Source organism: Arthrobacter sp. 1088, assembly GCF_031455315.1.
Classification (GTDB): Bacteria; Actinomycetota; Actinomycetes; order Actinomycetales; family Micrococcaceae; genus Arthrobacter.
In genome coordinates, this window is record NZ_JAVDSM010000008.1 from 233598 (window position 1) to 259185 (window position 25588).

Annotated in this window: 19 protein-coding genes; 18 read left to right on the forward strand and 1 reads right to left on the reverse strand. The window is 60.9% G+C overall.

The window, feature by feature from the left end; genetic code table 11:
• The first annotated feature begins 220 nt into the window (after positions 1-220).
• Positions 221-937 carry a GntR family transcriptional regulator gene (locus J2Y41_RS14775; RefSeq protein WP_309929566.1) on the forward strand — a complete coding sequence of 239 codons (717 nt, stop codon included), beginning with the start codon at positions 221-223 and terminating at the stop codon, positions 935-937.
• A 261-nt stretch (positions 938-1198) separates the two neighbouring features.
• A complete protein-coding gene (nadE, locus tag J2Y41_RS14780) occupies positions 1199-2020 on the forward strand; it encodes an ammonia-dependent NAD(+) synthetase (protein ID WP_224166213.1) in 822 nt (273 codons plus the stop codon).
• Between the two features lie 444 nt (positions 2021-2464).
• Here nadE and J2Y41_RS14785 read toward each other — a convergent pair whose 3' ends face one another.
• Positions 2465-3484 carry a LacI family DNA-binding transcriptional regulator gene (locus J2Y41_RS14785; protein WP_309929571.1) on the reverse strand — a complete coding sequence of 340 codons (1020 nt, stop codon included), beginning with the start codon at positions 3482-3484 and terminating at the stop codon, positions 2465-2467.
• Positions 3485-3696: 212 nt separating this feature from the next.
• Between J2Y41_RS14785 and J2Y41_RS14790 the strand changes: the two genes are divergently transcribed.
• The 16 genes from J2Y41_RS14790 to mmsB all read left to right on the forward strand — a co-directional run bounded on the left by J2Y41_RS14790 (position 3697) and on the right by mmsB (position 25460).
• Positions 3697-4542 (forward strand): sugar phosphate isomerase/epimerase family protein, encoded by an 846-nt coding sequence (locus J2Y41_RS14790; protein ID WP_309929573.1) that lies wholly within the window; start codon positions 3697-3699, stop codon positions 4540-4542.
• A gap of 50 nt (positions 4543-4592) precedes the next feature.
• Positions 4593-5600: a Gfo/Idh/MocA family protein gene (locus J2Y41_RS14795; protein ID WP_224093977.1), complete on the forward strand. Its 1008-nt coding sequence runs from the start codon at positions 4593-4595 to the stop codon at positions 5598-5600.
• 236 nt (positions 5601-5836) lie between these two features.
• The gene (locus tag J2Y41_RS14800; RefSeq protein WP_224093979.1) at positions 5837-7372 is read left to right on the forward strand and encodes an ABC transporter substrate-binding protein; all 1536 of its coding nucleotides are present in this window, start codon (positions 5837-5839) and stop codon (positions 7370-7372) included.
• Between the two features lie 6 nt (positions 7373-7378).
• Positions 7379-8320 carry an ABC transporter permease gene (locus tag J2Y41_RS14805; RefSeq protein WP_224093987.1) on the forward strand — a complete coding sequence of 314 codons (942 nt, stop codon included), beginning with the start codon at positions 7379-7381 and terminating at the stop codon, positions 8318-8320.
• A complete protein-coding gene (locus J2Y41_RS14810) occupies positions 8317-10206 on the forward strand; it encodes a dipeptide/oligopeptide/nickel ABC transporter permease/ATP-binding protein (RefSeq protein ID WP_224093988.1) in 1890 nt (629 codons plus the stop codon). The genes J2Y41_RS14805 and J2Y41_RS14810 overlap by 4 nt, the downstream gene beginning before the upstream one ends.
• Positions 10203-11078 carry an ATP-binding cassette domain-containing protein gene (locus J2Y41_RS14815; RefSeq protein WP_309929581.1) on the forward strand — a complete coding sequence of 292 codons (876 nt, stop codon included), beginning with the start codon at positions 10203-10205 and terminating at the stop codon, positions 11076-11078. Before J2Y41_RS14810 ends, J2Y41_RS14815 begins: the two co-directional genes overlap by 4 nt.
• A 62-nt stretch (positions 11079-11140) precedes the next feature.
• A complete protein-coding gene (locus tag J2Y41_RS14820) occupies positions 11141-12001 on the forward strand; it encodes a sugar phosphate isomerase/epimerase (RefSeq protein WP_309929582.1) in 861 nt (286 codons plus the stop codon).
• Between the two features lie 24 nt (positions 12002-12025).
• The gene (locus tag J2Y41_RS14825; RefSeq protein WP_309929584.1) at positions 12026-13192 is read left to right on the forward strand and encodes a Gfo/Idh/MocA family oxidoreductase; all 1167 of its coding nucleotides are present in this window, start codon (positions 12026-12028) and stop codon (positions 13190-13192) included.
• 235 nt (positions 13193-13427) lie between these two features.
• Complete coding sequence (locus tag J2Y41_RS14830) at positions 13428-14471, forward strand: LacI family DNA-binding transcriptional regulator (RefSeq protein WP_309929585.1); 1044 nt, start codon at positions 13428-13430, stop codon at positions 14469-14471.
• Between the two features lie 92 nt (positions 14472-14563).
• Positions 14564-15970 (forward strand): glucuronate isomerase, encoded by a 1407-nt coding sequence (gene uxaC, locus J2Y41_RS14835; protein WP_309929588.1) that lies wholly within the window; start codon positions 14564-14566, stop codon positions 15968-15970.
• On the forward strand, positions 15967-17331 hold the full coding sequence (locus J2Y41_RS14840; RefSeq protein WP_309929590.1) for a mannitol dehydrogenase family protein: 1365 nt from the start codon (positions 15967-15969) through the stop codon (positions 17329-17331). Before uxaC ends, J2Y41_RS14840 begins: the two co-directional genes overlap by 4 nt.
• 154 nt (positions 17332-17485) lie before the next feature.
• Positions 17486-18715: a D-mannonate dehydratase ManD gene (manD, locus tag J2Y41_RS14845; RefSeq protein WP_224093992.1), complete on the forward strand. Its 1230-nt coding sequence runs from the start codon at positions 17486-17488 to the stop codon at positions 18713-18715.
• Positions 18705-20990, forward strand: coding sequence for a gluconokinase, GntK/IdnK-type (locus tag J2Y41_RS14850; RefSeq protein ID WP_309929593.1), 2286 nt, complete (start codon positions 18705-18707; stop codon positions 20988-20990). The genes manD and J2Y41_RS14850 overlap by 11 nt, the downstream gene beginning before the upstream one ends.
• Before the next feature lie 371 nt (positions 20991-21361).
• A complete protein-coding gene (chvE, locus tag J2Y41_RS14855) occupies positions 21362-22486 on the forward strand; it encodes a multiple monosaccharide ABC transporter substrate-binding protein (protein WP_224166225.1) in 1125 nt (374 codons plus the stop codon).
• Between the two features lie 155 nt (positions 22487-22641).
• Complete coding sequence (mmsA, locus tag J2Y41_RS14860; protein ID WP_223935636.1) at positions 22642-24171, forward strand: multiple monosaccharide ABC transporter ATP-binding protein; 1530 nt, start codon at positions 22642-22644, stop codon at positions 24169-24171.
• Between the two features lie 5 nt (positions 24172-24176).
• Entirely contained in the window at positions 24177-25460 is a 1284-nt protein-coding gene (gene mmsB, locus J2Y41_RS14865; protein WP_224166226.1) for a multiple monosaccharide ABC transporter permease, read from the forward strand.
• Positions 25461-25588: the final 128 nt, after the last annotated feature.

A 25588-nucleotide genomic window follows, 5' to 3' on the forward strand; every position in this document is an offset into this window, starting at 1 on the left:
AGGACTGTTTTCAGTCCAAAGTGTGCTTCAAAGTCTGGAGCGTGATTCCCCATGAGTCAAGACTTTTCTGAAAAACCTGATGACTTGGATCACAATCCGAGGCGTGTCCAATGGTTTCTTTGATGACCTTTATTGCTCGGCGTGGGTAGCATGGAGGCAGCAGCGCCCTGTGAATGGCCTCATTGGTTGGCGCAGCCCGCATTCCGTGGAAGGAGATGCCGTGCCGGACTCACCGTTTGGCCCGTCGTTCTCGATGCTGCGCCCAGTCAGGGGCGGCAACGCGTTCGAAGAGACCATCGAACACATCCTGCAGACCATCAAGCTGGGGATCTTTGCTCCGGCCGAGAAACTGCCGCCCGAACGCGAACTGGCCGAACAATTGGGAGTCTCCCGCGCCACCCTTCGCGACGCCTTGGGGGAGTTGCAAAGCGCCGGCTATCTGGAAGTCCAGCGCGGCCGGTACGGCGGAACATTCGTTTCCACAACGGCAGTCCAGCGCCAGCCGGACCAGGGGCCGCTCGACCCCGCCGAAGTGGAGGACGTCCTGCTCTTCAGGTCCATCATCGAGCCTGCCGCTGCTGCTTTAGCCGCCAAAGCGGACCTCTCCGCAGCTGCCCGCCGACACCTACAGGTCTGCCTCTCTGAAGTCAGCGCTTCCCCCGCCGTGGGCTACCGTCCGCGCGACGCCCGGTTCCACATCGCGATTGCCGAATTGTCCGGCTCCGCAAGCCTGGTAGGCGCCGTGGCCGAAACACGGTCCCGGCTCAACGAGCTCCTGGACCGGATCCCCTTGCTCAGCACCAACCTGGAGCATGCCAACGAACAACACACCGAGATCGCCGAAGCGATCCTGCGCGGCGATGCCCCCGCCGCCGAGCGCGCCACCATCGAACACCTGGAAGGAACGGCTTCACTGCTGCGCGGCTTCCTCGCCTGATCCTCGCTCACATCCTGCGGCTTTTTGGCGGACGTTCTCTCACGTCGTGTGGCTTTTTGGCGGTCGTTCTCTCACATCGTGCGGCTTTTTGGCGGTCGTTCTCTCACGTCGTGCGGCTTTTTGGCGGTCGTTCTCTCACGTCGTGCGGCTTTTCGATGATCGTTCTCTCACATCCGAGGCCGCCCAGGTCGAATCAAAGGACGTCGAATCACGTCGCAATATGGTTGAGCCTTTGTCATGCGGCTGACTAGTGTTGGACACATGCGCGAACTCCAGGCCAAGATCATCGAGGAAATGGGCGTCCAGCCCCGGATCAACCCCCAAGAGGAGGTCCGCAAACGGGTCACGTTCCTGAAGGAATACGTGAAAGCCACTGGCACAAACGGCTTTGTGCTGGGCATCTCCGGGGGTCTTGATTCCACTCTTGCCGGTCGCTTGGCACAGCTGGCAGTCGAGGAATTGGAAGCTGAAGGCGTTAACGCGAACTTTGTCGCGGTCAGGCTCCCCTACGGTATCCAGCACGACGAAGACGATGCCCAAGCCGCGTTGGACTTCATCAAGGCCAAAACCGAACGGACCTTCAACATCTCCCGCGCCGTGGACGGATTCGAGGAAGAGTTCGAGAAAACCACTGGCGCTGAAATTTCCGACTTTCACAAAGGCAACACCAAGGCCCGCGCACGCATGGTTGCCCAGTACGCAATCGCCGGCGAACACAACTATCTGGTGATCGGCACAGACCACGGCGCCGAGTCCGTCACGGGCTTCTTCACTAAATATGGCGACGGCGGTGCGGACATCCTGCCGCTGTTCGGTCTGAACAAACGCCAGAACCGCGAACTCCTGGCCGAGTTGGGCGCTTCCGCGCGACTTTGGCAGAAGGTGCCCACGGCTGACCTGCTGGACGACAAGCCGGGCCGTACCGATGAAGACGAGCTCGGAGTCACGTACGACCAAATCGACGACTACCTCGAAGGCCGCGAAGTTCCCGACGGCGTTGCGGAAATCATTGAGCAGAAGTACCTCCGCACACGCCACAAGCGCACAGTGCCGGTCACCATCTTCGACACGTGGTGGAAATAGCCCCGCATTTCCTCTCTCATATCCAATAGGTTTTTGGCGGTCGTTCTCTCACATCAAACGTGCTTTTGGCCGATGCGCTCGCACATAGCACCGGGCTTCGACGCGGAGCTCCCATCACGCAGTCGCAGGAAAACTTTACGGCCGCACCGCCCGACGTGGGACAAACGCGTTGAGTGCCGACGTGCAGGATGTGAGAGAACGTTGCCTGTAGGGCGGCAGGATGTGAGAGAACGTTGCCTGTAGGGCGGCGGGATGTGAGAGAACGTTGCCTGTGGGGGCGGGAGGATGTGAGAGAACGTTGCCTGTGCGGCGGCGGGATGTGAGAGAACGATCCGTCAAGGGCCGCGGGATGTGAGAGAACGTTGCCTGTGGGGCGGCAGGATGTGAGAGAACGTTGCCTGTGGGGCGGCAGGATGTGAGTGAACGATCCCCAAACCTCCCGACCTAGCCGGAAGAGACCGGACCTGTGGAGCCGCGGACGGTGAGATGGGTGGGCATGACCGAGCGGCTGCGGTTGCCACCTCCAGCCAAGGGGTTCAGTTGGGCCAGCAACATGGACACCGCCACCCGGCCGGCTTGCTCGATGGGTGAGCTCATGGTCGTCAGAGGTGGGTTGCAGAAGTCGGCACCAAAGATGTCGTCGCAACCCACGATGCTCATATCTTCGGGCACGCGCAGGCCGCGTTCGCGAAGCCGCTGCAACATGCCGATGGCTATGAGGTCGTTGAAGACAATGCAGGCAGTCACTCCACTGTGGACTGCGGCATCGGCAGCGGCAGCGCCGGACTGCGTCTTTGGAGCAAAGGGGCCGAGGCTGCGAACATCCACTCCACGGTCCTCGGCCGCTGCGGACAGCGAGGCCCAGCGCCGGGCGCTCGACTGCGAGACTACCGGCCCGGCTACGTAGGCCACGGATGTGTGCCCCAGGGAAATAAGGTGGTCCAGCGCCTGCGGCATGGCGGATGGAGTATCGATGATGACGGCAGGAACGCCGACGACGTCACGGTTCACGGTGACCATGGGCATCTTGGCGGCAGCAGCGGCGAGGGACTCGTCATTCAAGCGGGAGGCTGCAACGATCACGCCGTCAGCGCTCTTGCGCAGCTGCTCCAGGGTGCTGGCCTCAACTTCATCGGATTCCTCGGTGTCCACCAGTAACTGTGTGTACCCTGCAGCCTTGAGTTGCAGCTGCGTTCCGCGGATGAGGTCGAAGTAGAACGGGTTGGTGATATCCGGCACCAGCACCCCAACTGCTCCGGTCCGGCCGGAGCTCAGTGCCTTTGCTTGGGAGTTCGGCGTGTAATTAAGTTCGACGGCGGCAGCTTGGATCCGCTGTCGGGTGCGGATATTGACGCGGTCCGGGTTGGTGAGCGCCCGGGACACAGTAGATGCCGCGACTCCGCACAGGGCGGCAATGTCATGGATGGTGGCGGGCCGGTCTGATGCCACGGGTTGTGTCGCCATGGGTGTTCCTCTCTGAACAACGGGTCATCCGGCTGTGATTGCTGCCACACCGTTTATCAAGAATGCCACAGCATGGCAGATTGTGGCAATCGGTTGTCATGAGGATGCCAAGTTGGCTAAACTCAGGGAACAGCACCGCCTGTGAACTGTGTCACCGCACCCTTGCGGCGCCGCGAGGAACCAGCCGCCACAGGCACTATCTAGGAGATTTCGTGACTCAACCCAATGCCGTGTGGAGCCTGTCCGGTTTCGGCGATGAGATAGACCCCGATCCCGCGATCCAGGCCGCAGCACTCCTGGCCCTCGGCGCCAGCCACATCGAAGTCCGCAGCGCCTGGGACGCAAACGTGTCCGAGCTGGAAAAGGAAGCAGTGGAGCGGCTCAAAGGGATTTTTGACGAAAGAGGCCTCAAAGTCTCTGCCGTTGCCAGCCCCATAGGCAAGGTGGACGTCAGCCTTCCCGTGGAGCATGAGGTCAATCGGCTCCGCCAGATCATCTCAGTGGCCAAGGGCCTTGACGCCAAGTACGTCCGGATCTTCTCCTTCTACCGCGCCGAAGGCCAGAGCCAGGAAGAAATCCGGGATGCCGTCATGGAACGCATGAGGGCATTGGCTGCCGAGGCCGAAGCCAGTGGAATCGTCCTGCTCCACGAAAACGAAAAGGGCATCTACGGCGATACGCCCGAGAGGGTGCTGGACATCATGGAGACTGTGGCCTCCCCGGCGCTCCGGGTGGCGTGGGATAACGCCAACTTCGTACAGGTAGGCGTCAAGCCTTACACCGAGGGCTATGCGATGCTGCGTCCGTACCTTGAGTACTTGCAGGTAAAGGATGCCTTGGCCGATACGGGTGAGGTGGTTCCTGCCGGGCAGGGTGACGGCGAACTGGATGCCACCATTGCCGCACTCAAGGCCGACGGCTTCACAGGCTTTGCCTCCTTGGAGCCGCACCTCGCCAACGCCCACGAGCTCGGTGGGTACTCCGGACCCGTAGCCTTCGGCATTGCTGCGAGGGCTTTCGCGAGCCTGGCGGCCAGGAATGGCGTCGAACTGGCCTGACAGCCGGCTCGGCCGCAACGCACCAGCACCATCCTTCAAAGGAGCAGGAAATGCCTACAGCGGCAGTCATCGGTTGCGGTGACATCTCAACGATCCACTTTTCGGCGATCTCAACCATGGACGATGTCCAGTTGGTCGGTGTCTGCGATACCGATCCCGGGCGGTTGCAAGGGGCAGCAGGCGCCCACAACGTGCCGGGGTACACGGACTATCTGGACATGCTGGAGAAGGCGCGTCCCGACGTCGTGCATCTTTGTACCCCGCACCACCTCCATGCCTCACTGGCAGCCGATTGCCTGGAGCGCGGCGTCAATGTGATCGTCGAGAAGCCTCTCGCGCACACGCTTGAAGAGGGGAAGCGGCTCATTCTTGCGGCTGAACGGAGCCATGCCAAGATCGCCGTCTGCTTCCAGAACCGCTACAACGCGACGTCCCAGGCAATGCGGAAAATGCTCGACGGCGGTGGGCTGGGTAGGGTAATCGGCGCATCGGCCACTGTCATGTGGCACCGGAACGGCGACTACTACCGCGACCGGCCTTGGCGCGGCACCTGGCTGGAGGGCGGCGGTGGCTTGATGATGAACCAGGCCATCCATACTGTCGATTTGCTTCAGTGGCTGGTTGGTGATGTTGCCAAGGTGGAAGGCCGGGCCTCGACGCGATCGCTGGCCGGCGTGATTGAGGTGGAAGACACCGCGGAGTTTGTTGCCGAGCACGTAAACGGCGCGCGGAGTGTCTTCTATGCAACTTTGGCCAATGCGGTCAATGCGCCGGTCTCGTTGGACATCGTGACCGAAAAGGCGACGCTCAGCCTGCGCGGCGACCTCACGGTGACTTACGACGACGGCACCGTGGATGTCATCCCGGAGCGGGTGGCGGAAACGGGCGGCAGGTCCTATTGGGGCGTCTCGCATGAGTTGCTGATCAAAGACTTTTACACCGGGCTCGAGGATGAGGGACCTTTCTGGATAAGTCCGGCAGAGGCAGCCAAGTCGCTCAGGATCGTCAAGGACATCTATGCGCAGAGCTATCCGGACCAGTTGGAGCTGGTGAGCTGAACCGCAGCCGGGTCTGCCGGCGATTCCGGCCCGAAGTTTCCGGCCATTTTCGCCTCCAATTCAGGGAACCGAGTCCAACATCCTGGCAACTTGGCAACATTTTCAGAAACTTTTGACAATCGGTTGCCAAGCCGGGATTCCTTCCGTAATGTAAGTCCCACACCGATAAAAATGTGGTCCACGCCACAACCTTCGTTCTGATTCGCGTCAGGCCAAAGACTCATTAGGAGCCGACAATGAAGTTAGGTCCAAAGGCGGCAGCAGCCGCCCTCGTACTCAGCGCCTCCCTGGCGCTCACCGCATGTGGCGGCGGAGGAGCCGGAGCTGGTTCAAACGCCGGTGGCGGAAAATCCATCACGGCCTTGACGCTGGGCACGCTCCGTGACATCACTTCGTGGGATCCTGCCCAGGCTCACGTCGGCCACGCACTACAGCCGTACCAGGCAGCCTATGACTCCCTGATCCTGCGCGAACCGGACGGCAAGCTCAGCCCCATGCTGGCCACCGCCTGGAAGTACAACGACACCAATACCAAGCTCACCGTGGACCTCCGGAAGGACGTCACGTTCAGCGATGGCGCCAAGTTCGACGCCACAGCAGCCAAGGCCAACCTGGACCACTTCAAGAAGGCCAACGGCCCGCAGATGGCCCAGCTCGGATCGGTATCGGACATCGCCGTGGTGGACGAGGACACCATCGACATCAACCTCAGCGCTCCAGAGCCGGCCTTGGAGTATTTCCTGAGCCAAGCCGCCGGCCTGATGGGCAGCCCCGCAGCGCTCGGCACTGATGCGATCAAGACCGTACCCGTTGGTTCCGGACCGTACGTGATGGACAAAGCGGCCTCGGTGAAAGATTCCCAGACGGTCTTCACCGCCCGCGAGGGATACTGGAACAAGGACCTGCAGAAGTACAAGAAGCTGACCCTGAAGATCCTCACCGATCCCACGGCCCGCACCAACGCCCTGGTTTCCGGCCAGATCGATGCCACGCTCCTGGATCCCAAGAACGGCAAGCAGGCAGAGGGTGCCAAGATGAAACTCGAAACCAACCAGGTTGACTGGTCAGGTTTGCTTCTTCTGGACCGGGACGGCACAAAGAACCCCGCACTTGCCAACGTCAAGGTCCGCCAGGCCATCAACTATGCATTCGACCGCAAGACCATTCTGGAACAGGTAATGCTGGGCCAAGGCACGCCTACTTCGCAGCCGTTCGGCAAGGAAAGCGGCGCCTGGACGGAGGAGCTGGAGAACTACTACAGCTACGATCCCGCCAAGGCCAAGCAACTGTTGAAGGACTCCGGCTTCGAGGGCAAGGTAACCCTTGACGTTCCCACCCTGCCCGGAGCTGAAACCCTTATCTCTGTCATGCAGCAACAGCTCGCGGACGTTGGAATCACCCTGAAACCGGGCGCGGCCATCACCAACACGTTCACCGCTGACGTCGCGGCACAGAAGTACCAGGCGCTCTTCTTCAACCTCTTCCAGGGTGAACCTACCGTTGCGATCGACCAGATCGTCTCCACCAAGGCGTTGTACAACCCCTTCAAGACCACCACACCTGAACTCGAGGCGAAGATCCAGGCTGTGCGCACCGGTGGCGAAGAGGCTGGCAAGCTGGCCCAGGAAGTCAACAAGTACGTTGTGGAACAGGCATGGTTCGCCCCGCTCTTCCGCGTGAACCAAATGTACTACCACAACGACAAAGTGAACGTCACCCCGCAAGTACAGCAGGCCGTTCCGTCCATCTATAACTACTCGCCCGCCAAGTAGGAACCCATGATCAAGTTCATTGCGAAAAGGCTGGGCAGCGGTCTGGTGGTGTTGTTCGTAGTCTCGGCGCTCACCTTCATCCTGCTGTACACCTCCAGCGGAAGCATCGCCCAAAATATCCTGGGTGACCAAGCCACACCTGAACAGGTGGCCATGAAGGAACAGGAGCTCGGTCTCGACCAGCCACTTGCAACGCGCTATTTCGCCTGGTTGGGCGATGCCTTGAGCGGAAACCTTGGAGCCTCCTGGTTCACCTCGGAGCCGGTGGCCAACTCCCTGGCCACCCGGATCCCGGTAACCATGACCATGGTTTTCGCCGCAATGATCCTGATCGCCATCTGCGCAGCCCTGATCGGCGTTGCTGCAGCGGTAAAGCGCGGCTGGGTTGACAGGGCAGTCCAGGTTGGCGCCATCATCGGCGACTCCATCCCCGGATACGTGATCGGCGTGTTCCTTGTGACTATCCTTGCCATCCAGCTGGGCCTCTTCCCGGCTACCAGCACTATCTCTCCCGAGGTGGGACCCGAGGCCTGGGTGTACTCCATGACCCTTCCGGTCATCGCCCTGCTCATCAATGGAGTGACCGGCGGGGCACAGCAAATCCGCAGTGCCGTGATCAAGCAGCTCGAGCGTGACTACGTCCGGACTTTGCGCAGCCGTGGCATTGGCGAGCGTGAAATCCTGTTCAAGCACGTGCTCCGCAGCGCCGCTCCGGCAGGCCTCACAGTATTGAGCCTGCAACTGATCGGCATGCTGGGAGGCGTGGTGATCATCGAGCAGATCTTCGCCCTTCCAGGAATGGGTCCCCTCGCAGTTACCGCAACAGGCCAGTCCGATCTTCCCGTAGTCATGGGAGTGGTGATGTACACCGTGGTGGTGGTCATCGTGGTGAACCTCCTGGTGGACATTCTCAATGGTTGGCTCAACCCGAAAGTACGTGTGTCATGAGCGATTCCGTAGATTCAGCGGCAATTTCCGCAAGTCCCGACTCCATGGGTGTGGCAGCGAAGGCCCCCGATGGACAAAGCGGTACCGTGGTGCGTTCCGGAATGATGCGCCGCCTCCTCAGGAACCCCCTGGGTATCGCCTCGCTGGTCATCCTGGGAAGCATCGCGTTGCTGGCTATTTTCGCCCCGGTTTTGGCTCCGTTTGAGGAGAACTTCGCGAACATCACCAAGACCTTGGCACCGGCGGACTCCGTGAACATCCTGGGGACTGACAGTGCAGGCCGCGATACCTGGAGCCGCCTGCTCTTCGGCGCCCAGCTCACCCTGTTGTCCGCCCTGCTGTGCGCAGGCGTGGCGATCGCCATCGGACTTCCCGCAGGCCTGATCGCCGGCTACTACGCGGGCAAGTTCGAAGCGGTCTCCAACTGGGTGGTCAGCATCCTCATGAGCCTGCCCGGCCTGATCGTTCTGCTCACCATCCGCGCGGCGTTCGGTCCATCCGTGTGGATTTCCATGATCGCCTTCGGTGTCCTCATCAGCCCGTCCTACTTCCGGTTGACACGCACCGCGGTCCAGTCGGTCCGCAACGAGCTCTACGTGGATGCCGCACGTGTCTCCGGCCTTTCGGACCTGAGCATCATCGCGCGCCATATCTTCTCCGTGGTCCGCGCACCGATCATCATCCAGACCGCAGCAATCGCGGGCGTGGCCATTGCCATCCAGTCCGGCCTTGAATTCCTGGGCCTTGGTGATCCCACCAAAGCAACATGGGGCGTCATGCTCTCGGAGGGCTTCAAGAACGTCTATCTCACCCCAACCCTGCTTCTCTGGCCGGCACTTGCCATGGCACTTACCATCGGTGGACTCGTCCTGCTTGGCAACGCTATCCGCGATGCCCTGGAAGACGGCGAAAAGATCAAGCACCGCAAGAAGAAGGTCGCCAAAGCCGAACGCAACGCTGCAGAACGCACGACGGCGGAACCCGCCAAGGCGCGCCAGTCACGCAAATCCGTGGCCGCCGTCGAGACCGGGACTGAGCATCACCTGGTCAAGGTGACCAACCTCGGCGTCGGATATCCGCAGGCTGATGGTTCCATCAAGAAGGTGGTGGACGACGTCTCGTTCCACGTGGACCGCGGCGAGATCCTGGGCATTGTGGGCGAATCGGGTTCGGGCAAGTCCCAGACCGCGTTCTCCATCCTGGGCCTGCTCCCGGACAACGCCAGGATTGTGGGCGGCTCCATCCAGTTCGACGGTAGCTACACCGTGGCCCCGGGCGAGGACCGCGTCAGCCAGGAGCGGTTGTCCAAGCTGCGCGGCAGGAGGATTTCCTACATTCCGCAGGAACCGATGAGCAACCTGGACCCGGCCTTCACCATTGGCTACCAGCTGGTCACCCCCATGGTCCGTGTCTTGGGAATCTCGAAGTCAGAAGCCCGCCAGCGTGCGCTCAAACTGCTCACCGACGTCGGCATTGCCAACCCGGAATTGACCTTTAACGCTTACCCGCACGAGGTTTCCGGTGGCATGGCCCAGCGCGTGCTCATCGCCGGTGCCATCAGCTGCGAACCGGACCTGGTCATCGCTGACGAACCCACCACGGCGCTGGACGTCACCGTCCAGGCGGATGTGCTGGACCTGCTCCGCGAATTGCAGCAGCGTCTGAACATCGGTGTGATCCTTGTGACCCACAACTTCGGCGTCGTCGCCGACCTCTGCGACCGTGTTGTTGTCATGCAGAACGGGCGGCTTGTTGAAGAGGGAACCGTCCGGGACATCCTCCGAAACCCGAAACAGCCATACACCCAGACCCTTCTTGGATCCATGCTCGAAGGAAAGACCCCCATGACGATGCTTGTATCACAGGACAAGGAGCCCGTCGCATGAGCCCCGTACAAAGCTCCCCGCTACTATCCGTGGACAACCTCGTGGTGGAGTACCCCAGCAAGCGGTTCAGGGCCAAGCCCTTCCGGGCCCTTACGGACATCAACATCAGCATTGGCCAAGGCGAGACCCTTGGCCTGGTGGGGGAGTCCGGATCGGGCAAGACCACCTTGGGCAGGGCTGTTCTGGGCCTCGCACCCGTCACGTCCGGAAAGGTGATTTTCGAAGGCAACGACATCAGCAACGCCTCGCGCAAGGAACGCCGGACACTGAGCCGGGACCTTCAGGTGGTGTTCCAGGACCCCTACACTTCGCTGAACCCGGCGCTGGAAATTGGAGACATCCTGGCTGAACCGCTGGGCGTTCAGGGCATGGAACCTGCAGCGGCCAAGAGGCGCGTCAAGGAACTGCTGGACCAGGTGGGCCTGCCCTCGGACGCGATCCACCGGCTACCGCGTGAGTTCAGCGGCGGCCAGCGCCAGCGTGTTGCAATTGCGCGGGCGTTGGCACTGTCACCCAAACTCATTGTCTGCGACGAACCGGTCAGCGCATTGGACCTCTCCACCCAGGCCCGGGTGCTGGACCTCTTCCTGCAGATCCAAAGGGACACCGGGGTTTCCTACCTGTTCGTGTCCCACGACCTCGACGTCGTGCGGCACATCAGCCACCGCGTGGCCGTCATGTACCACGGTGAAATCGTGGAGCAAGGCCCCGCCGAGGTGGTCACCCGCGATCCTGAACACCCCTACACCCAGCGACTGTTGCTCGCCTCGCCCGTGCCGGATCCTGACCGCCAGGAACAGCGCCGGGCAGACCGCCACCGGCTGCTCGCAAACCAACTTAGCCAAATCGAACAGCAAGGTGCCGTGGCCTGAACAGCCCGGCATCCCATGACACATCCAGGGTCCGGAAGGGCCCGGAAACCCCGGAGGAAAAAGTGGCCACAATAGGCGTCCAAGCCATGATGCTGAAGGACAGTTTTGCTGACGTCGGAGCATTCGAAACGCTCCGCAAGGTCAGTGCGATCGGCTATAACGCCGTCGAGATTTCCCAGATCCCGATGACTCCGGAGAATGTGGGCGAGCTGGACCGGTCCCGCACGGAGCTGGGTATGGATATCGCCGCGCTTTCAGTCAATATTGAAGGCCGCAAGGGCATGCCGGTGGAGTCACTGGCAGAGAACTTCGACAAGATCGTGGACGATGCCAAGCGCCTGGATACCTCGCTGCTGCGCATCGGCATGCTTCCGTTCGGAGCGATGAAATCCCTGGATTCGGTGGTGGAATTCGCCAAACAAGCAAACGGTTATGCCGAACGGCTCCAGGAACAGGGCATCAGCCTTTACTATCACAACCACCACATTGAGTTCGCCAAGTTTGATGGCAGGTACATGCTGGACGTCATCGCCGGGAACTCCCCGGCCATGGGTATGGAGATTGACGTCCACTGGGTGCAGCGCGGAGGCCTGGACCCTGTGCGCACCCTCCAAAAGTACGCCGGCAAGACTGCCATGGTGCACCTCAAGGACTACAGGATCGGTCAGATGCCGGAATCGTCCTTCGGGCTCCTGGAGAAGGGCGACTTTCCCGGATTCATGGCGGAGTTCCGGAATGTGGTGCAGTTCGCTGAAGTGGGCGAAGGCAACCTGGACTTCCCATCCATCATTCCTGCCGCCCTGGCCGCTGGTGCCCAATATCTGCTTGTGGAGCAGGACGAACTGTACGGCCGGAGCGTCTGGGACGCACTCCAGACCTCGTACGACAACCTGGTGGCCATGGGCCACGCCGACCTTTTCTAGATTTCAACACAGGAGATTGCATTCATGAGCAAGAAAGTACGCCTCGGCATCATCGGCCTGGGCCAGCAAGGCGGCGCCTACGCCAAGTTCATCACGGACGGCTTGGTCCCGAACATGGAGATCGGCGCCATTTGCGATGTCGATCCTGCCAAGAAGGAACTTGCCGCCTCCCAGTACCCGAACGTCCCGTTCTATGACGACTACATTGCGCTGCTGGAAAGCGGTGCCGTTGATGCTGTCATCACCTGCGTGCCGCACTTCCTGCACCCCGAGATGGGCATCGAATCACTCAAGCGCGACATTCATGCGCTGGTGGAGAAGCCAGCCGGGGTCTACACCAAGCAGGTCAAGGAACTCAACGAGTTCGCCGCTTCCAAGCCTGAGCTCTCCTTCGGCATCATGTTCAACCAGCGCAACAACCCGCTCTACAAGAAGCTCAAGGAAATCGTCGACGGCGGCGAGATCGGCAAGATCCGCCGCTCCAACTGGATCATCACCAACTGGTGGCGGCCGCAGGGTTACTACAACTCCAGCGAATGGCGGGCTACTTGGGGAGGCGAAGGTGGTGGCGTTCTGGTCAACCAGGCACCGCACCAGCTGGATCTCTGGCAGTGGATCTGTGGCGTCCCCCAATCTGTCTACTCCAAGGTGGCGTATGGCTTCCGCCGCGATATCGCGGTCGAGGATGAAGTCACCGCAGTTGTGGACTATGGCGACGGCGCCACGGGCGTTTTCGTGACGGCCACCCACGACATCGTGGGAACCGACAGATTCGAAATCCTCGGTGACCAGGGCAAGATCGTGGTGGAGGACAGCAAGGTGGCCACAGTCACCCGGCTGGTCAAGCCGGAGCGGGAAATCAGTGATTCGATGGATACGGAAGGCGTGCGCAAGCTCTTTATGGGTCAGTTGAACCGCGACGAGTTGTACAGCAGCGAGGTGATCGAGTTCGAGTCTGCGTGGGGCGGCCAGCACGCCGGTGTCCTGGAGAACTTTGCGGCCAACATCCTTGACGGCACTCCTCTGCTTGCTCCGGGCTCGGACGGTATCAACGGCGTCCGCCTGGCCAACGCCATCCACCTCTCCAGCTGGACCGGCAAGGAAGTTTCGCTGGACTTTGACGAGGATGAATTCCTGCAGGAGCTCAACAAGCGCATCGCGGAAGAGGGCAAGTTCCCCGAGCGCCGCTAGAGCGCGGTAGAGCGCCGGTAGAGGCTCGCCGGGATGTGAGGGAGTATCCAGACTGTTCCTCTCTCACATCCCGACGGCTTTTTGGCGTTCCTCTCTCACATCCCACCGGCTTTTTAGCGTTCCTCTCTCACATCCCACTGGGTTTTTGACGTTCCTCTCTCACATTCCACCGGGTTTTTGGCATTCCTCGATGGCAACCGGCCGTTTTTGTTGCCAAGCGGTCTAGGATGAAGCGGTGACTGACGTGACGAGCACCGCAGCAACTGCACCCACTAAGCGTGGCCGGGGGGAAAAGTCCTCCGCTACGATCTACGACATCGCCAAGCTCGCGGGCGTGAACCCGTCGACGGTGTCGCGTGCCCTCAGCAAGCCGGGCAGGGTCAGTGCCAAGACACAGAAAATTATCGAGGACGCGGCTGCGCAACTGAACTACCAGGTGAACCCGTTCGCCCGCGCGCTCCCCACTGGCCGCACGCAGACAATGGGTTTGATTGTCGCGGACATTACCAATCCCACCTTTTTCGACATCATCCGCGGTGCCGAAACCAGCGGATCGGCCCGCGATTACACGCTGGTCCTGGCGGAATCCGCTGAGTCGCCAGAGACCGAAGTCACCGCGGCGCGTCGCCTGTTGAGCACGGTCGACGGACTGATCCTGGCGAGTCCCCGCATGGACGACGACCACATCCGGGCCCTTTCGGCGGACAAGCCTGTGGTGGTCATTAACCGCAAGATCGACGGCGTCCCGTGCGTCGTTCCGGATGTGAACAAGGGCATCAGCGAGGCCGTGCGCAGCTTGGCAGCCAATGGGCACACCAATCTTGCCTACGTCGCGGGGCCTGCCCAGTCCTGGATGACAGGCCGCCGGTGGGAGGGCGTCAAAGCTGCCTGCGAGTGGTCAAAGCTGGGTGCCCTGCGTTTGGAATCGTCCAAACCAACCGTCGACGGCGGCAGGCAAGTTGCGCGCGACGTCCTGGAAAGTGGAGCTACAGCCGTCATCACTTACAACGACCTCCTGGCCATCGGCTTGATGCAGGAATTGCAGGCTGGCGGCATGCGCGTTCCGGACCAAATCAGCATCGTTGGCTTCGATGACATTTTCGGCGCAGACTTCACCACCCCCGCACTGACGACCGTGCGTTCACCCCTGGGGGAATGCGGCACGCGTGCCGTGACCATCCTGTTGGACATGCTGCAAGGCCACGATGCCCCCAGCGAAGCTGTGAGCGTGGAGACCGAGCTCGTTGTGCGTGGCTCCAGTGGAAGGCTGCTGAGCTAGTCCCCAGTGTTTAGGCAAATGATTGTTGCAACGAGTTGGCAATTTTTGGCAACCGGTTGACAAGATGGCAAGGTGAACCGCAAGATTGACCTATGTCACAGTCCATCGCAGCACACCCTGACAGGCTTCTGCCCGCAGATCCCGGCACGCGCAGCATCGCGCGCTCCTTGCTGGAGCGCGTCCAGGACCTGCCCATCATTTCTCCGCACGGCCACGTTGACGCCGCTGTCCTTGAACAGAACACGCCCTTCCCTGACCCTGCAGCGCTCCTGGTCAGCCCGGACCACTACGTCACACGCCTGATCCACGCCAACGGTGTTCCGATGGATCAGTTGCTCACAGGTACAGCGTCCGCGCCTGATTCACGGGAGATTTGGAGGCAGTTCGTCCAGGCCTGGCCGCTGTTCGAGGGCACTGCCTCCGGGTACTGGCTGCGCACCCAATTCCACGAAGTGTTCAAACTCGGCGCAGACCTCAGTGAGATGCCGGCTGACGCCAGCTATGACGCGATCGCGGCCAAGCTGGTAGAGCCGGACTTCCGTCCTCGCCAGCTCTTCAAGGACTTCAACATTGAGGTCCTGGCCACCACGGATGATCCTCTGGACAACCTTGCCAGCCACAAGGCCCTCACCAATGACCCCAGCTTCAACGGCCGGGTGCTTCCCACGTTCCGACCGGATGCTTATCTGAATGTGGCGCATCCCAGCTGGAACGCCAACGTTGATCGTCTGATCGAAACTGCCGCCGACGGCGCAACGGGCTATGCAGGCTACATCGCGGCCCTGGAAAACCGGCGTCGCTACTTTGTTGAGCATGGCGCAGTTTCGGCGGATCACGGCGTGCGCACGCCTGCCACGCTCAAACTGCAAACCGCAGAAGCTGAAGCACTCTTTGAACGTGCCCGTGCCGGCAAGGCTACAGCCCAGGATCGTGATGCGTTCGAGGCCCACATGATGTACCAGATGGCACGCATGTCAGTGGCCGACGGATTGGTCATGACCATCCACCCTGGCTCGTACCGGAATCACCATGGCCCCACGTTCGAGTCCTTTGGTGCGGACACCGGCCACGATATTCCGTTCGCGGTGAACTACACCGAGGCCATCCGTCCGTTGCTGCAGGACTTTGGCACGGCCAAGGATTTCCACTTGGTGCTCTTCACCCTCGATGAGACCGTTTTTTCCCGTGAACTCGCGCCGTTGGCCGGTTTCTATCCGTCTGTTTTCATCGGTGCGCCGTGGTGGTTCCTCGATGCTCCGGATGCCATGTTGCGCTTCCGCTCCGCAGTTACGGAAACCGCAGGTTTCTCGCGGTCCTCCGGCTTCATCGATGACACCCGCGCGTTCTGCTCCATTCCCGCACGGCACGACGCCTCCCGCAGGATTGAAGCTTCCTTCCTCGCGCGCCTTGTAGCCGAGCACCGTGTGACTGAAGCCCGCGCACACGAGCTGATTCTCGACGTCGTCGATTCCTCGCCACGCAGGGTGTTCAAACTATGAGCGTCGATGGGCTCCGGCGATTGAACCGTGAGGTCAAAGCGGTTGAAAAGGCTCCCGTGCGCATTGTGCACCTGGGACTCGGGGCCTTTCACCGTTCGCACCAGGCCTGGTACACACAGCATGCCGGCGACGCAGGGGACTGGGGCATCGCCTCGTTCACGGGGCGTCGTCCGGATGCCGCCAAGGTCCTTGCGGCCCAGGACGGTCTCTTTACGTTGGTGGAACGATCCGATGCAGGGGATTCCTTTGAGGTTGTAGGCAGCGTTGTAGAAGCCATCGACGGCGCCAACATTGAACGATTGGTCGAACTGGTCTCAGCACCGCAAACAGCGGTGATAACACTGACCATCACGGAAGCAGCCTACGCACACAGCGCGGATGACCTGCCGCGGTTGGTCGCGGGGGAGCAACCCACGACGCCGTTGGGCCGCTTGGTCCTTGGCCTCGCCGCCCGCAGGGAGGCCGACGCCGGACCCCTCGCTGTGGTTTCCTGCGACAACCTCTCTGACAATGGAAACGTGGCCCGTGCGGGCGTAGCGGAAATCGCCCTGGGCTTCGACCCCGGACTCGCCGCCTGGATCGACAACAACGTCAGCTTTGTCAGCACATCGGTGGACCGCATCACGCCCCGCACTACGGCTGACGATGTTGCCCTGGTCGGTGAGCAGTGCGGGTACCGGGACGAAGCCCCGGTGGTCACTGAACCGTTCCGCAACTGGGTGCTGAGCGGCCATTTCCCCCTCGGGCGTCCACGTTGGGAAGACGCTGGAGCGGTCTTCGTGGATGACATCGAACCCTACGAAAACCGCAAACTTTGGCTCCTCAATGGCGCGCATTCCATCCTGGCTTACGCAGGGCAGTTGCGCGGCCACACCACAGTGGCCCAGGCCCTGGGCGATGCGGTATGCCGCGAAGTGGTAGGGGAATTCTGGGACGAAGCCGCCAGGCACCTTCCCGGGGGGGAACTCCGTATCCCTGAATACCGGACCGCTTTGCTTGAACGTTTTGGAAACTCCCGGATCGCACATCATCTGGCCCAGATTGCCGTGGACGGCAGCACCAAGCTCCGGATGCGTGCACTGCCGGTTCTCCGTGCGGAGCGCGCTGCCGGGCGAAGCGGCACTGCTGCGGCGAGAATGATCGCGGTGTGGTCTGCCTACATCGCGGTGAATCCTGAGCTTCAGGATCCCAGGGCTTCAGGCATTGCGGCTGCGAATGAACTCTCCGGACGTGCCCGGGTTGCGGCGTTGCTGCGGCTTTTGGATCCAGACCTTGCCGGTGAGCCAGGAGTCGTGGAGCTGATCCAGGAGTTGACCTCGGTTTGGGCCACTCACCGTGCCGGGACAGGAACTGCAGCCTAGGCTTCCCTTTTCCTAGGCTCGCGCGGTTGTCGCGCTGGCAACCGATTGCCAAAAATGGCAAACAATTCTAGACTCGTATTCAGTATTTGTGGTGAATATCGCATTGAGGCGAGAAGGAACCCTTCAACCCAGCCCAATCCCGAAAGGAAAAGCTGTGAAAATCATTGCCGCTGAAGTCTTCGTGACCAGCCCCTCCCGGAACTTCGTCACCCTGCGCATCACCACCGAAGACGGGGTGACGGGCATTGGTGACGCGACGCTGAACGGCCGGGAACTCGCCGTCGCCGCCTATCTCAAGGAGCATGTTGCGCAGCTGTTGATCGGGAAGGATCCGCACCGGATCGAGGACACGTGGCAGTTCCTGTACCGCAGCTCGTACTGGCGCCGGGGCCCGGTGACCATGGCCGCGATTGCCGCCGTGGACATGGCGTTGTGGGACATCAAGGGCAAGGTGGCCGGCATGCCCGTCTACCAGTTGCTGGGTGGCGCGTCCCGGAACGGGCTGCGCGCCTACGGGCATGCCTCGGGTTCGGACATTCCCTCGCTTTTCGACTCGGTCCGTGAGCACCTGGAACTCGGTTACAAGTCCATCCGAATTCAGACCGCGGTCCCGGGCATCAAGGCTGTGTACGGTGTGGCCGCCCAGGCCCAGGCGTCTGGCGAGCGTTACGACTACGAGCCGGCCGGCCGCGGGAACTTCCCGTTGGAGGAGGATTGGGACACCCGCGCGTACCTGCGTCACTTGCCGACGGTTTTCGAAGCCGTGCGGAATGAGTTCGGCCCGGAAATTCCGTTGCTCCACGATGGCCACCACCGGATGACGCCCATCCAGGCGGCCAAGCTGGGCAAGGCACTGGAACCGTACGACCTGTTCTGGTTGGAGGACTGCACCCCGGCCGAGAACCAGGAGGGGCTGCGCCTTGTCCGCCAGCACACCACAACGCCGCTGGCCATCGGTGAAATCTTCAATACCGTGTGGGACTACCAGACCCTCATCAAGGAACAGTTGATCGACTACGTCCGCGCGGCCTCCACACACTTTGGCGGTATCTCCCCGCTGAAGAAGGTCATGGATTTCGCCGCGCAGTACCAGATCAAGTCCGGCTTCCACGGCCCCACGGACATCTCCCCGGTGGGCTTCGCCGCCCAGCTGCATGTTGGCCTGGCCATCCACAACTACGGCATCCAGGAATACATGCAGCACTCGGACAAAACCAACGAGGTCTTCCAGCAGTCCATGACATTCAAAGACGGTTACCTGCACCCCGGGGACGAGCCCGGCATCGGCGTCGAGTTCAACGAGGAAGCGGCCGCTGCGTTCCCGTACCAGCAGGCATACCTGCCGTACAACCGCCTCGTGGACGGCACGGTCCATGACTGGTAAGCCGGTTCCTTCGGCAGGCGACGCCCGGCACCACATCGTGGTGATGGGCGTGGCCGGCTGCGGCAAAAGCACCGTAGGTGCCGCCCTCGCTGAACGCCTCGGAGCTGAATTCCTAGACGGCGATTCGCTGCACCCGCAATCAAACATCGACAAGATGGCCTCGGGCACTCCGCTGAACGACGACGACCGGGCACCCTGGTTGGCCGGAATCGGCAGGCGATTCACGGCGTCGAACTCTGCTCTTGTTATTGCCTGCAGCGCCCTCAAGCGCTCCTACCGGGACATCATCCGCAGCGGCGATCCATCCGTGGTGTTCGTGCACCTGTATGGCACGCGCGAGTTGCTGAATGAACGCATGAACGCCCGACCCGGACACTTCATGCCAGCCTCGCTCCTTGATTCACAATTAGCTACTTTGGAGCCCTTGCAGGACGACGAAGCGGGAATAGTCCTGGATATCGCCTTATCCGTGGAGGAGATCGTGGATGAAGTGACCCTGGCTTTGAGTGGACATGCTGAAGCGCCGTCCAGGCCATTCCTGGTGGACCTCAAAGCTGCTCCCTTCCATCTTGATGACGCAGCTGTCGCATGGGTGGAGAACACGATCGGCTCAATGACCCTCGAGGAGAAGATCGGGCAGCTGTTCATCAACCACAACAACGATTACTCCCCGGAGTACCTCGACAGCGTGCTGGAGAAATTCCATGTGGGCGGCATGCGCTACCGGCCGGGTCCCTCGGCGGCTGTCCAGGAACACATCCGTTACGCGCAGTCCAAAACCCGCATCCCGCTGCTCATCGCTTCCAACCCGGAGATGGGCGGAGCGGGCAGTTGCGACGACGGCACGTTCGTGGCCACGCACCTGCAGGCTGGTTCACACCCGGACAAGGCAATCGCCCGGCAAATGGGCCAGGTTGCCGGCGTCGAAACGGCTGCGCTGGGCTGTAACTGGGCGTTCGCGCCGATCGTGGACATCCACTGCAACTGGCGGAACACGGTCATCTCCACCCGGGCGTTCGGCAATACGCCGGAGATTGTGGTGGAGCGTGCCAAGGAGTACTTCGACGGAATCAGCGAGTCGCAAACTGTTTGCGCCGTGAAGCATTTCCCGGGCGACGGCGTTGATGAGCGTGACCAGCATGTGGTCACGTCTTACAACACGCTCGACTATGACGAGTGGAACAAGACGTACGGGCACGTGTACCGCGAAATGATCGGGCACGGCGTGCAGTCGATCATGGTAGGGCACATCGGTGCTCCCGAGGTCTCCAGACATTTCCGTCCCGGGCTGTCGGACTCTGAGGTGTTGCCGGCGACACTCGCTCCTGAACTGTTGCAGGACCTGCTGCGAGGTGAGCTCGGCTTCAACGGGCTGGTGCTCACGGACGCTTCGCTCATGGTCGGTTTGACGCAGGCAATGAAGCGGTGCGATTTGGTGCCTGCCACCATCGCAGCCGGCTGCGACATGTTCCTCTTCTTCCGCAATCCCGACGAGGACTTCCAATACATGGTGGACGGCTACAAATCCGGTGTCATCACGGAGGCCCGCCTCCACGATGCGTTGCGCAGGATCCTGGGGTTGAAGGCAACGCTGGGATTGCACCGGATTGAGCGTGAGAGGCTGGTGCCGTCCGCAGAAGCATTGGCCGTCATCGGCAGCGACGCGCACCGTGCAATTGCCGCAGACGTTGCGGACAAGACCGTCACGCTTGTCAAGGACACAGCCCGGAACCTGCCCATCACGCCTGGGACGCACAAACGCATCCGGCTCTATGGCATTTCGGGCGGGGCGGACTTTACCCGCGCAGATCCGCTGGCTTATTTGGACACGGTCAAGGAGGAACTGGAATCCGCGGGTTTTGAAGTGCATGTCTTCAAAACAGCGGAGCAGCGTGAAGCTGCGGGGGAGCCCGGCATGAACTTCATGAGGGTGCTCGCCGAGGAAGCAACGGGCGACTACGCGGAGAAGTACGACGCCGCATTCGTGTTTGCCAACGTCAAGGGCTTCGCGCAGGAGGCGGCAATACGGATCAAGTGGTCCTCGCCCATGGCTGCTGAAATTCCTTGGTACGCCACGGAAGTTCCCACTGTCTTTGTTTCCCTGAACCAGCCGAACCATCTGATCGATGTACCCATGGTCAAGACCGCCATTCACGCTCACGCAGGAACGCGCGAGGCCATCCGTGCCACCATCCTGAAAATCCAAGGTAAGTCCGAGTTCCAGGGGACGTTCAACGAGAACGTCTTCTGCGATTCGTTCGACACCCGGCTCTAGCTCCCCACTTTCGGCGGGGTCGTGCTCCACCACGCCATCACGGTGGAGCACTGGAAGCCCGGCACTGCCCACAAGGCGGTGCCGGGCTCTTCCTTTCCCAGGGAACGCGAACGCGCGCCAATTGTGAACGCTAACAACGATTCAAGTCAAGAATTTCCCGCAGGGATTACTGCCGAGTAGCGTTATAACCAAATTGTGATCCAATCCACTTGACCGACGGTATTGTTAGCGTTCACAATGGCAGTCGTATCACCTTGAAGTGGCATGTGCCGCCCCCAGCACACAGGCCAACCCAGCTTCACCGTGCCGGACGCGCAGATGCTCCGGCTGCATCAGAGTTCGCGGCAAAGCTGCCGCGGAAGGAGAGCATCGTGAGATTAAAGAAACTCCTGGGCGCCGTAGCGGTTGTCCTTACCTTGACCGTGGGAGCCACGGGCTGCGGGAGCCGTGGAGGAGCTGCAGAATCCAGCAGCACCGCCAAGCCCAGCGATTCGCTGGTAGGCATTTCGATGCCGACCCAGACGTCCGAGCGTTGGATTGCCGATGGCGCCAACGTTGAGAAATCCTTGAAGGACCTTGGTTACAAGACTGACCTTCAGTTCGCCAACGATGACATCCCTACGCAGGTCTCCCAGATCGAGAACATGCTGACCAAGGGCGCCAAGGCACTGATCATCGCAGCAATTGACGGCACCACGCTGACCGACGTCCTGGCCAAGGCCAAGGAACAGAACGTTAAGGTCATCGCCTACGACCGCCTCATCAACGGAACACCGAACGTTGACTACTACACCACCTTCGACAACTACACCGTAGGTGTCCAGCAGGCTACGTCACTGCTCACCGGCCTTGGCCTGGTGGACGCAAGTGGCAAGAAGGTTGAAGGCAAGGGCCCGTTCAACGTGGAGCTCTTCGCCGGAAGCCCGGATGACAACAACGCCAACTTCTTCTGGACTGGCGCCATGGACACCCTCAAGCCGTACCTGGATGCAGGCACCTTGAAGGTTCCCAGCGGCCAGACCAAGTTCGAGCAGGCAGCCATCCTGCGCTGGCAGGCACCCGTTGCCCAGAAGCGCATGGAAGACATCCTGACCTCGGCTTACAGCTCCGGCACCAAGCTGGACGGTGTGCTCTCCCCGTATGACGGCCTGTCCATCGGCATCATCTCGGCCCTGACCAGCACGGGTGGCTACTCCACCGGAAAGCTGCCGGTAGTTACCGGCCAGGACGCCGAAAAGGGCTCCGTGAAGTCCATCATCGCCGGCGAGCAGTACTCCACGATCTTCAAGGACACCCGCCAGCTCGGAGCTCAGGCCGTGAAGATGGTTGACGCCGTGCTCAAGGGCAACGAGCCGGAAACGAACGACACCAAGACCTACAACAACAAGGTCAAGGTTGTTCCGGCCTTCCTCCTGAAGTCCGTCATCATCACCAAGGACAACTACAAGAAGGAACTCATCGACTCGGGCTACTACAAGGAATCCGACGTCAAGTAAGCACTTCCTTCGGGTTGTGGTCCCGCTGCCAGAGCGCTGCCAAGCGCTGCTAAAGCGCCACCAGAGCGCTGCCAAGCGGGGCGGGGCCACAACCCACCAGGAGCCGGCCGAATCCCCGGCCAGGCCAAGTTCCAACCAGTCAGTGGGAATTGACGATGAACGTACCCATTCTTCAAATGCGAGGAATAACCAAGACCTTCCCCGGGGTCAAGGCCCTTCAGGATGTCACCCTGGATGTAAACCGCGGCGAAGTCCACGCCATCTGTGGAGAGAACGGCGCCGGGAAATCCACTCTCATGAAGGTGTTGTCCGGGGTCTACCCGCACAACTCCTTTGACGGCGACATCCTTTTTGAGAACGAACCCTGCGAATTCAACAGTATCTCGGACAGTGAGAAGCGCGGGATCGTGATCATCCACCAGGAGCTGGCTCTTAGCCCGTACCTTTCCATCGCTGAGAACATTTACCTCGGCAACGAGTTGGCAAACAACGGCTGGGTGGATTGGCGGAAAACCAACCTCGAAGCCGCCAAGCTGCTTGCCCGTGTAGGTCTGAGCGAAAACCCCGTCACACCCATCCAGCACATCAGTGTTGGCAAGCAGCAGCTCGTGGAGATTGCCAAGGCGCTCTCCAAAGAGGTGAAGCTGCTCATCCTGGATGAGCCCACGGCTGCACTGAACGATGAAGACTCGGACCACCTGCTGGACCTCATCCTGCACCTCAAGGGCCAGGGCGTCACCAGCATCATCATCAGCCACAAACTCAACGAGATCCGCAAGGTGGCTGACGCCGTCACCATTATCCGTGACGGCAAGTCCATTGAGACGCTGCGCCTGGACCAGGGCCAGATCACCCAGGAACGCATCATCCGCGGCATGGTGGGACGTGATCTTGAAAGCCTCTATCCGGACCGGACTCCAAATATCGGCGAGGAAGTCCTCCGCATTGAAGACTGGACGGTCCAGCATCCCCAGGACCACAGCCGCATCGTGGTGCACAACGCCAACCTGAATGTCCGCAAGGGCGAAGTGGTGGGCTTGGCCGGCCTTATGGGCGCGGGCCGCACCGAGCTGGCCATGAGCGTTTTCGGCCGGACGTACGGACGCGCCGTTTCGGGCAAGGTCTACAAGTACGGCGAAGAGATCAACACTTCCACCGTTTCCGACGCGATCGATCATGGCATTGCCTACGCCACCGAGGACCGCAAGCATTATGGCCTGAACCTGATCGAGGACATCAAACGGAATATCTCCATGGCGGCGCTGAACAAGCTGGCCAAACGTGGCTGGGTTGATGGCAACAAAGAGACCACCGTCGCCAACCATTACCGCAAGAGCATGAACATCAAGGCGCCGTCCGTGGCAGCCATCACCGGCAAGCTCTCCGGCGGTAACCAGCAGAAAGTCGTGCTGAGCAAGTGGATGTTCTCGGATCCGGACGTGCTGATCCTGGACGAACCAACCCGGGGCATCGACGTCGGCGCCAAGTTCGAGATCTACACGATCATCAATGAACTCGCAGCCGCCGGGAAAGCCGTGATCGTGATCTCCTCGGAGCTGCCTGAGCTCCTGGGCATTTGTGACAGGATCTACACGCTGTCCGCAGGGCACATCACCGGCGAGGTCCCCATCGCCGAGGCCACCCAGGAAACCCTCATGCACTTCATGACTCAAGAGAAGGAATAGCCAACATGTCCGCCCTACGAGAATCCCTTGGCTTCCTCACAAGCCGCCTCCGCCAGGTTGGCATCTTCGTCGCCCTGATCCTGATCGTTATCCTCTTCCAGGTCCTGACGAACGGCATCCTGCTTGAACCGCAGAACGTCAGCAACCTGGTGGTCCAGAACAGCTACATCCTGATCCTCGCCATTGGCATGGTGATGGTCATCATCGCCGGCCACATCGACCTCTCTGTCGGATCCATCGCCGGGTTCATCGGGGCTGTTGCCGGCGTGATGATCGTGCACTGGGGCTGGGCGTGGTGGCTGGCCATCCCGGCTTGCCTCCTGGTAGGTGCCTTGGTGGGTGCATGGCAGGGCTACTGGATTGCCTATGTGGGCATCCCGGCCTTCATCGTCACCCTGGCCGGCATGCTCATCTTCCGCGGCCTGACGCTCATCACCCTGAAGAACCAGCAGATCACCCCGTTCCCCAACGAGTTGCGCGCGCTCGGTGGAGGTTTCCTCCCCGATATCTCCGGAGGCACCTCCGTACTGGAATGGCTGACCGTCATCCTGGGCGTTGGCGGCACCGCAGCCATTCTCTTCCAAGCCATCAAGGAGCGCCGGGTCCGGCGCAAGTTCAACCTTGAAAACGAGCCGATGGCATGGTTTGCCGTCAAGAACGGCTTCATCGCCGTGCTGATGCTCATCATCACCTTCCTCCTGGCCAGCTACCGTGGAACGCCGATCGTGCTGATCGTGCTGGCAGTCCTGGTGATCCTGTACTCGGCATTGATGAACAACAGCATCTTCGGGCGCCACACTTACGCCATTGGTGGCAACCTGCATGCAGCAGAGCTCTCCGGCATCAAGACCAAGAAGGTAACCTTCCGGTTGTTCGTCAACATGGGCGTCCTCGCCGCGTTGGCTGGTTTGGTGTTCACAGCCCGACTGAACTCTGCCCAGCCTGCTGGCGGTACGGGCTTTGAACTGGACTCCATTGCTGCCGCCTTCATCGGTGGCGCGGCCGTCCAAGGCGGCATCGGTACCGTTGCGGGAGCAATGATCGGTGGCCTCATCATGGGCGTCCTGAACAACGGTATGTCCATCCTGGGTCTGGGAACCGACTACCAGCAGCTCATCAAGGGCCTGGTTCTCCTCCTTGCAGTTGGCTTCGACATCTTCAACAAGAACCGGACAGGTGCTGGTGGAGGATCATCAATCAGCCGCCGCTTCAAGTGGAAGACCACGCCTCCGGCAACCGAAGCTACCAAACCTGCCAAGACTGAACCTGTGCGGGTAGACGCCAAGTAGCAAGAATCCCTGGATTGGCCTGCATCCTGCTCGAGCTGAGCTGTCCTGCTCAGAGTGAAGAGCCGGATGCGGGCCAATCCTGTCCAAGCCCGCCATACGAATCCATAAAGTGAGGTGCGGATGTCTCC

Bases quoted from the DNA above. Each gene is read 5' to 3' on its own strand.
- J2Y41_RS14840 (WP_309929590.1), top strand. From the start codon at position 15,967: ATGAGCGTCGATGGGCTCCGGCGATTGAACCGTGAGGTCAAAGCGGTT.
- mmsB (WP_224166226.1), top strand. From the start codon at position 24,177: ATGTCCGCCCTACGAGAATCCCTTGGCTTCCTCACAAGCCGCCTCCGC.
- J2Y41_RS14800 (WP_224093979.1), top strand. From the start codon at position 5,837: ATGAAGTTAGGTCCAAAGGCGGCAGCAGCCGCCCTCGTACTCAGCGCC.
- J2Y41_RS14850 (WP_309929593.1), top strand. From the start codon at position 18,705: ATGACTGGTAAGCCGGTTCCTTCGGCAGGCGACGCCCGGCACCACATC.
- uxaC (WP_309929588.1), top strand. From the start codon at position 14,564: ATGTCACAGTCCATCGCAGCACACCCTGACAGGCTTCTGCCCGCAGAT.
- J2Y41_RS14795 (WP_224093977.1), top strand. From the start codon at position 4,593: ATGCCTACAGCGGCAGTCATCGGTTGCGGTGACATCTCAACGATCCAC.
- J2Y41_RS14810 (WP_224093988.1), top strand. From the start codon at position 8,317: ATGAGCGATTCCGTAGATTCAGCGGCAATTTCCGCAAGTCCCGACTCC.
- J2Y41_RS14815 (WP_309929581.1), top strand. From the start codon at position 10,203: ATGAGCCCCGTACAAAGCTCCCCGCTACTATCCGTGGACAACCTCGTG.
- J2Y41_RS14805 (WP_224093987.1), top strand. From the start codon at position 7,379: ATGATCAAGTTCATTGCGAAAAGGCTGGGCAGCGGTCTGGTGGTGTTG.
- J2Y41_RS14785 (WP_309929571.1), bottom strand. From the start codon at position 3,484: ATGGCGACACAACCCGTGGCATCAGACCGGCCCGCCACCATCCATGAC.
- nadE (WP_224166213.1), top strand. From the start codon at position 1,199: ATGCGCGAACTCCAGGCCAAGATCATCGAGGAAATGGGCGTCCAGCCC.
- J2Y41_RS14825 (WP_309929584.1), top strand. From the start codon at position 12,026: ATGAGCAAGAAAGTACGCCTCGGCATCATCGGCCTGGGCCAGCAAGGC.
- mmsA (WP_223935636.1), top strand. From the start codon at position 22,642: ATGAACGTACCCATTCTTCAAATGCGAGGAATAACCAAGACCTTCCCC.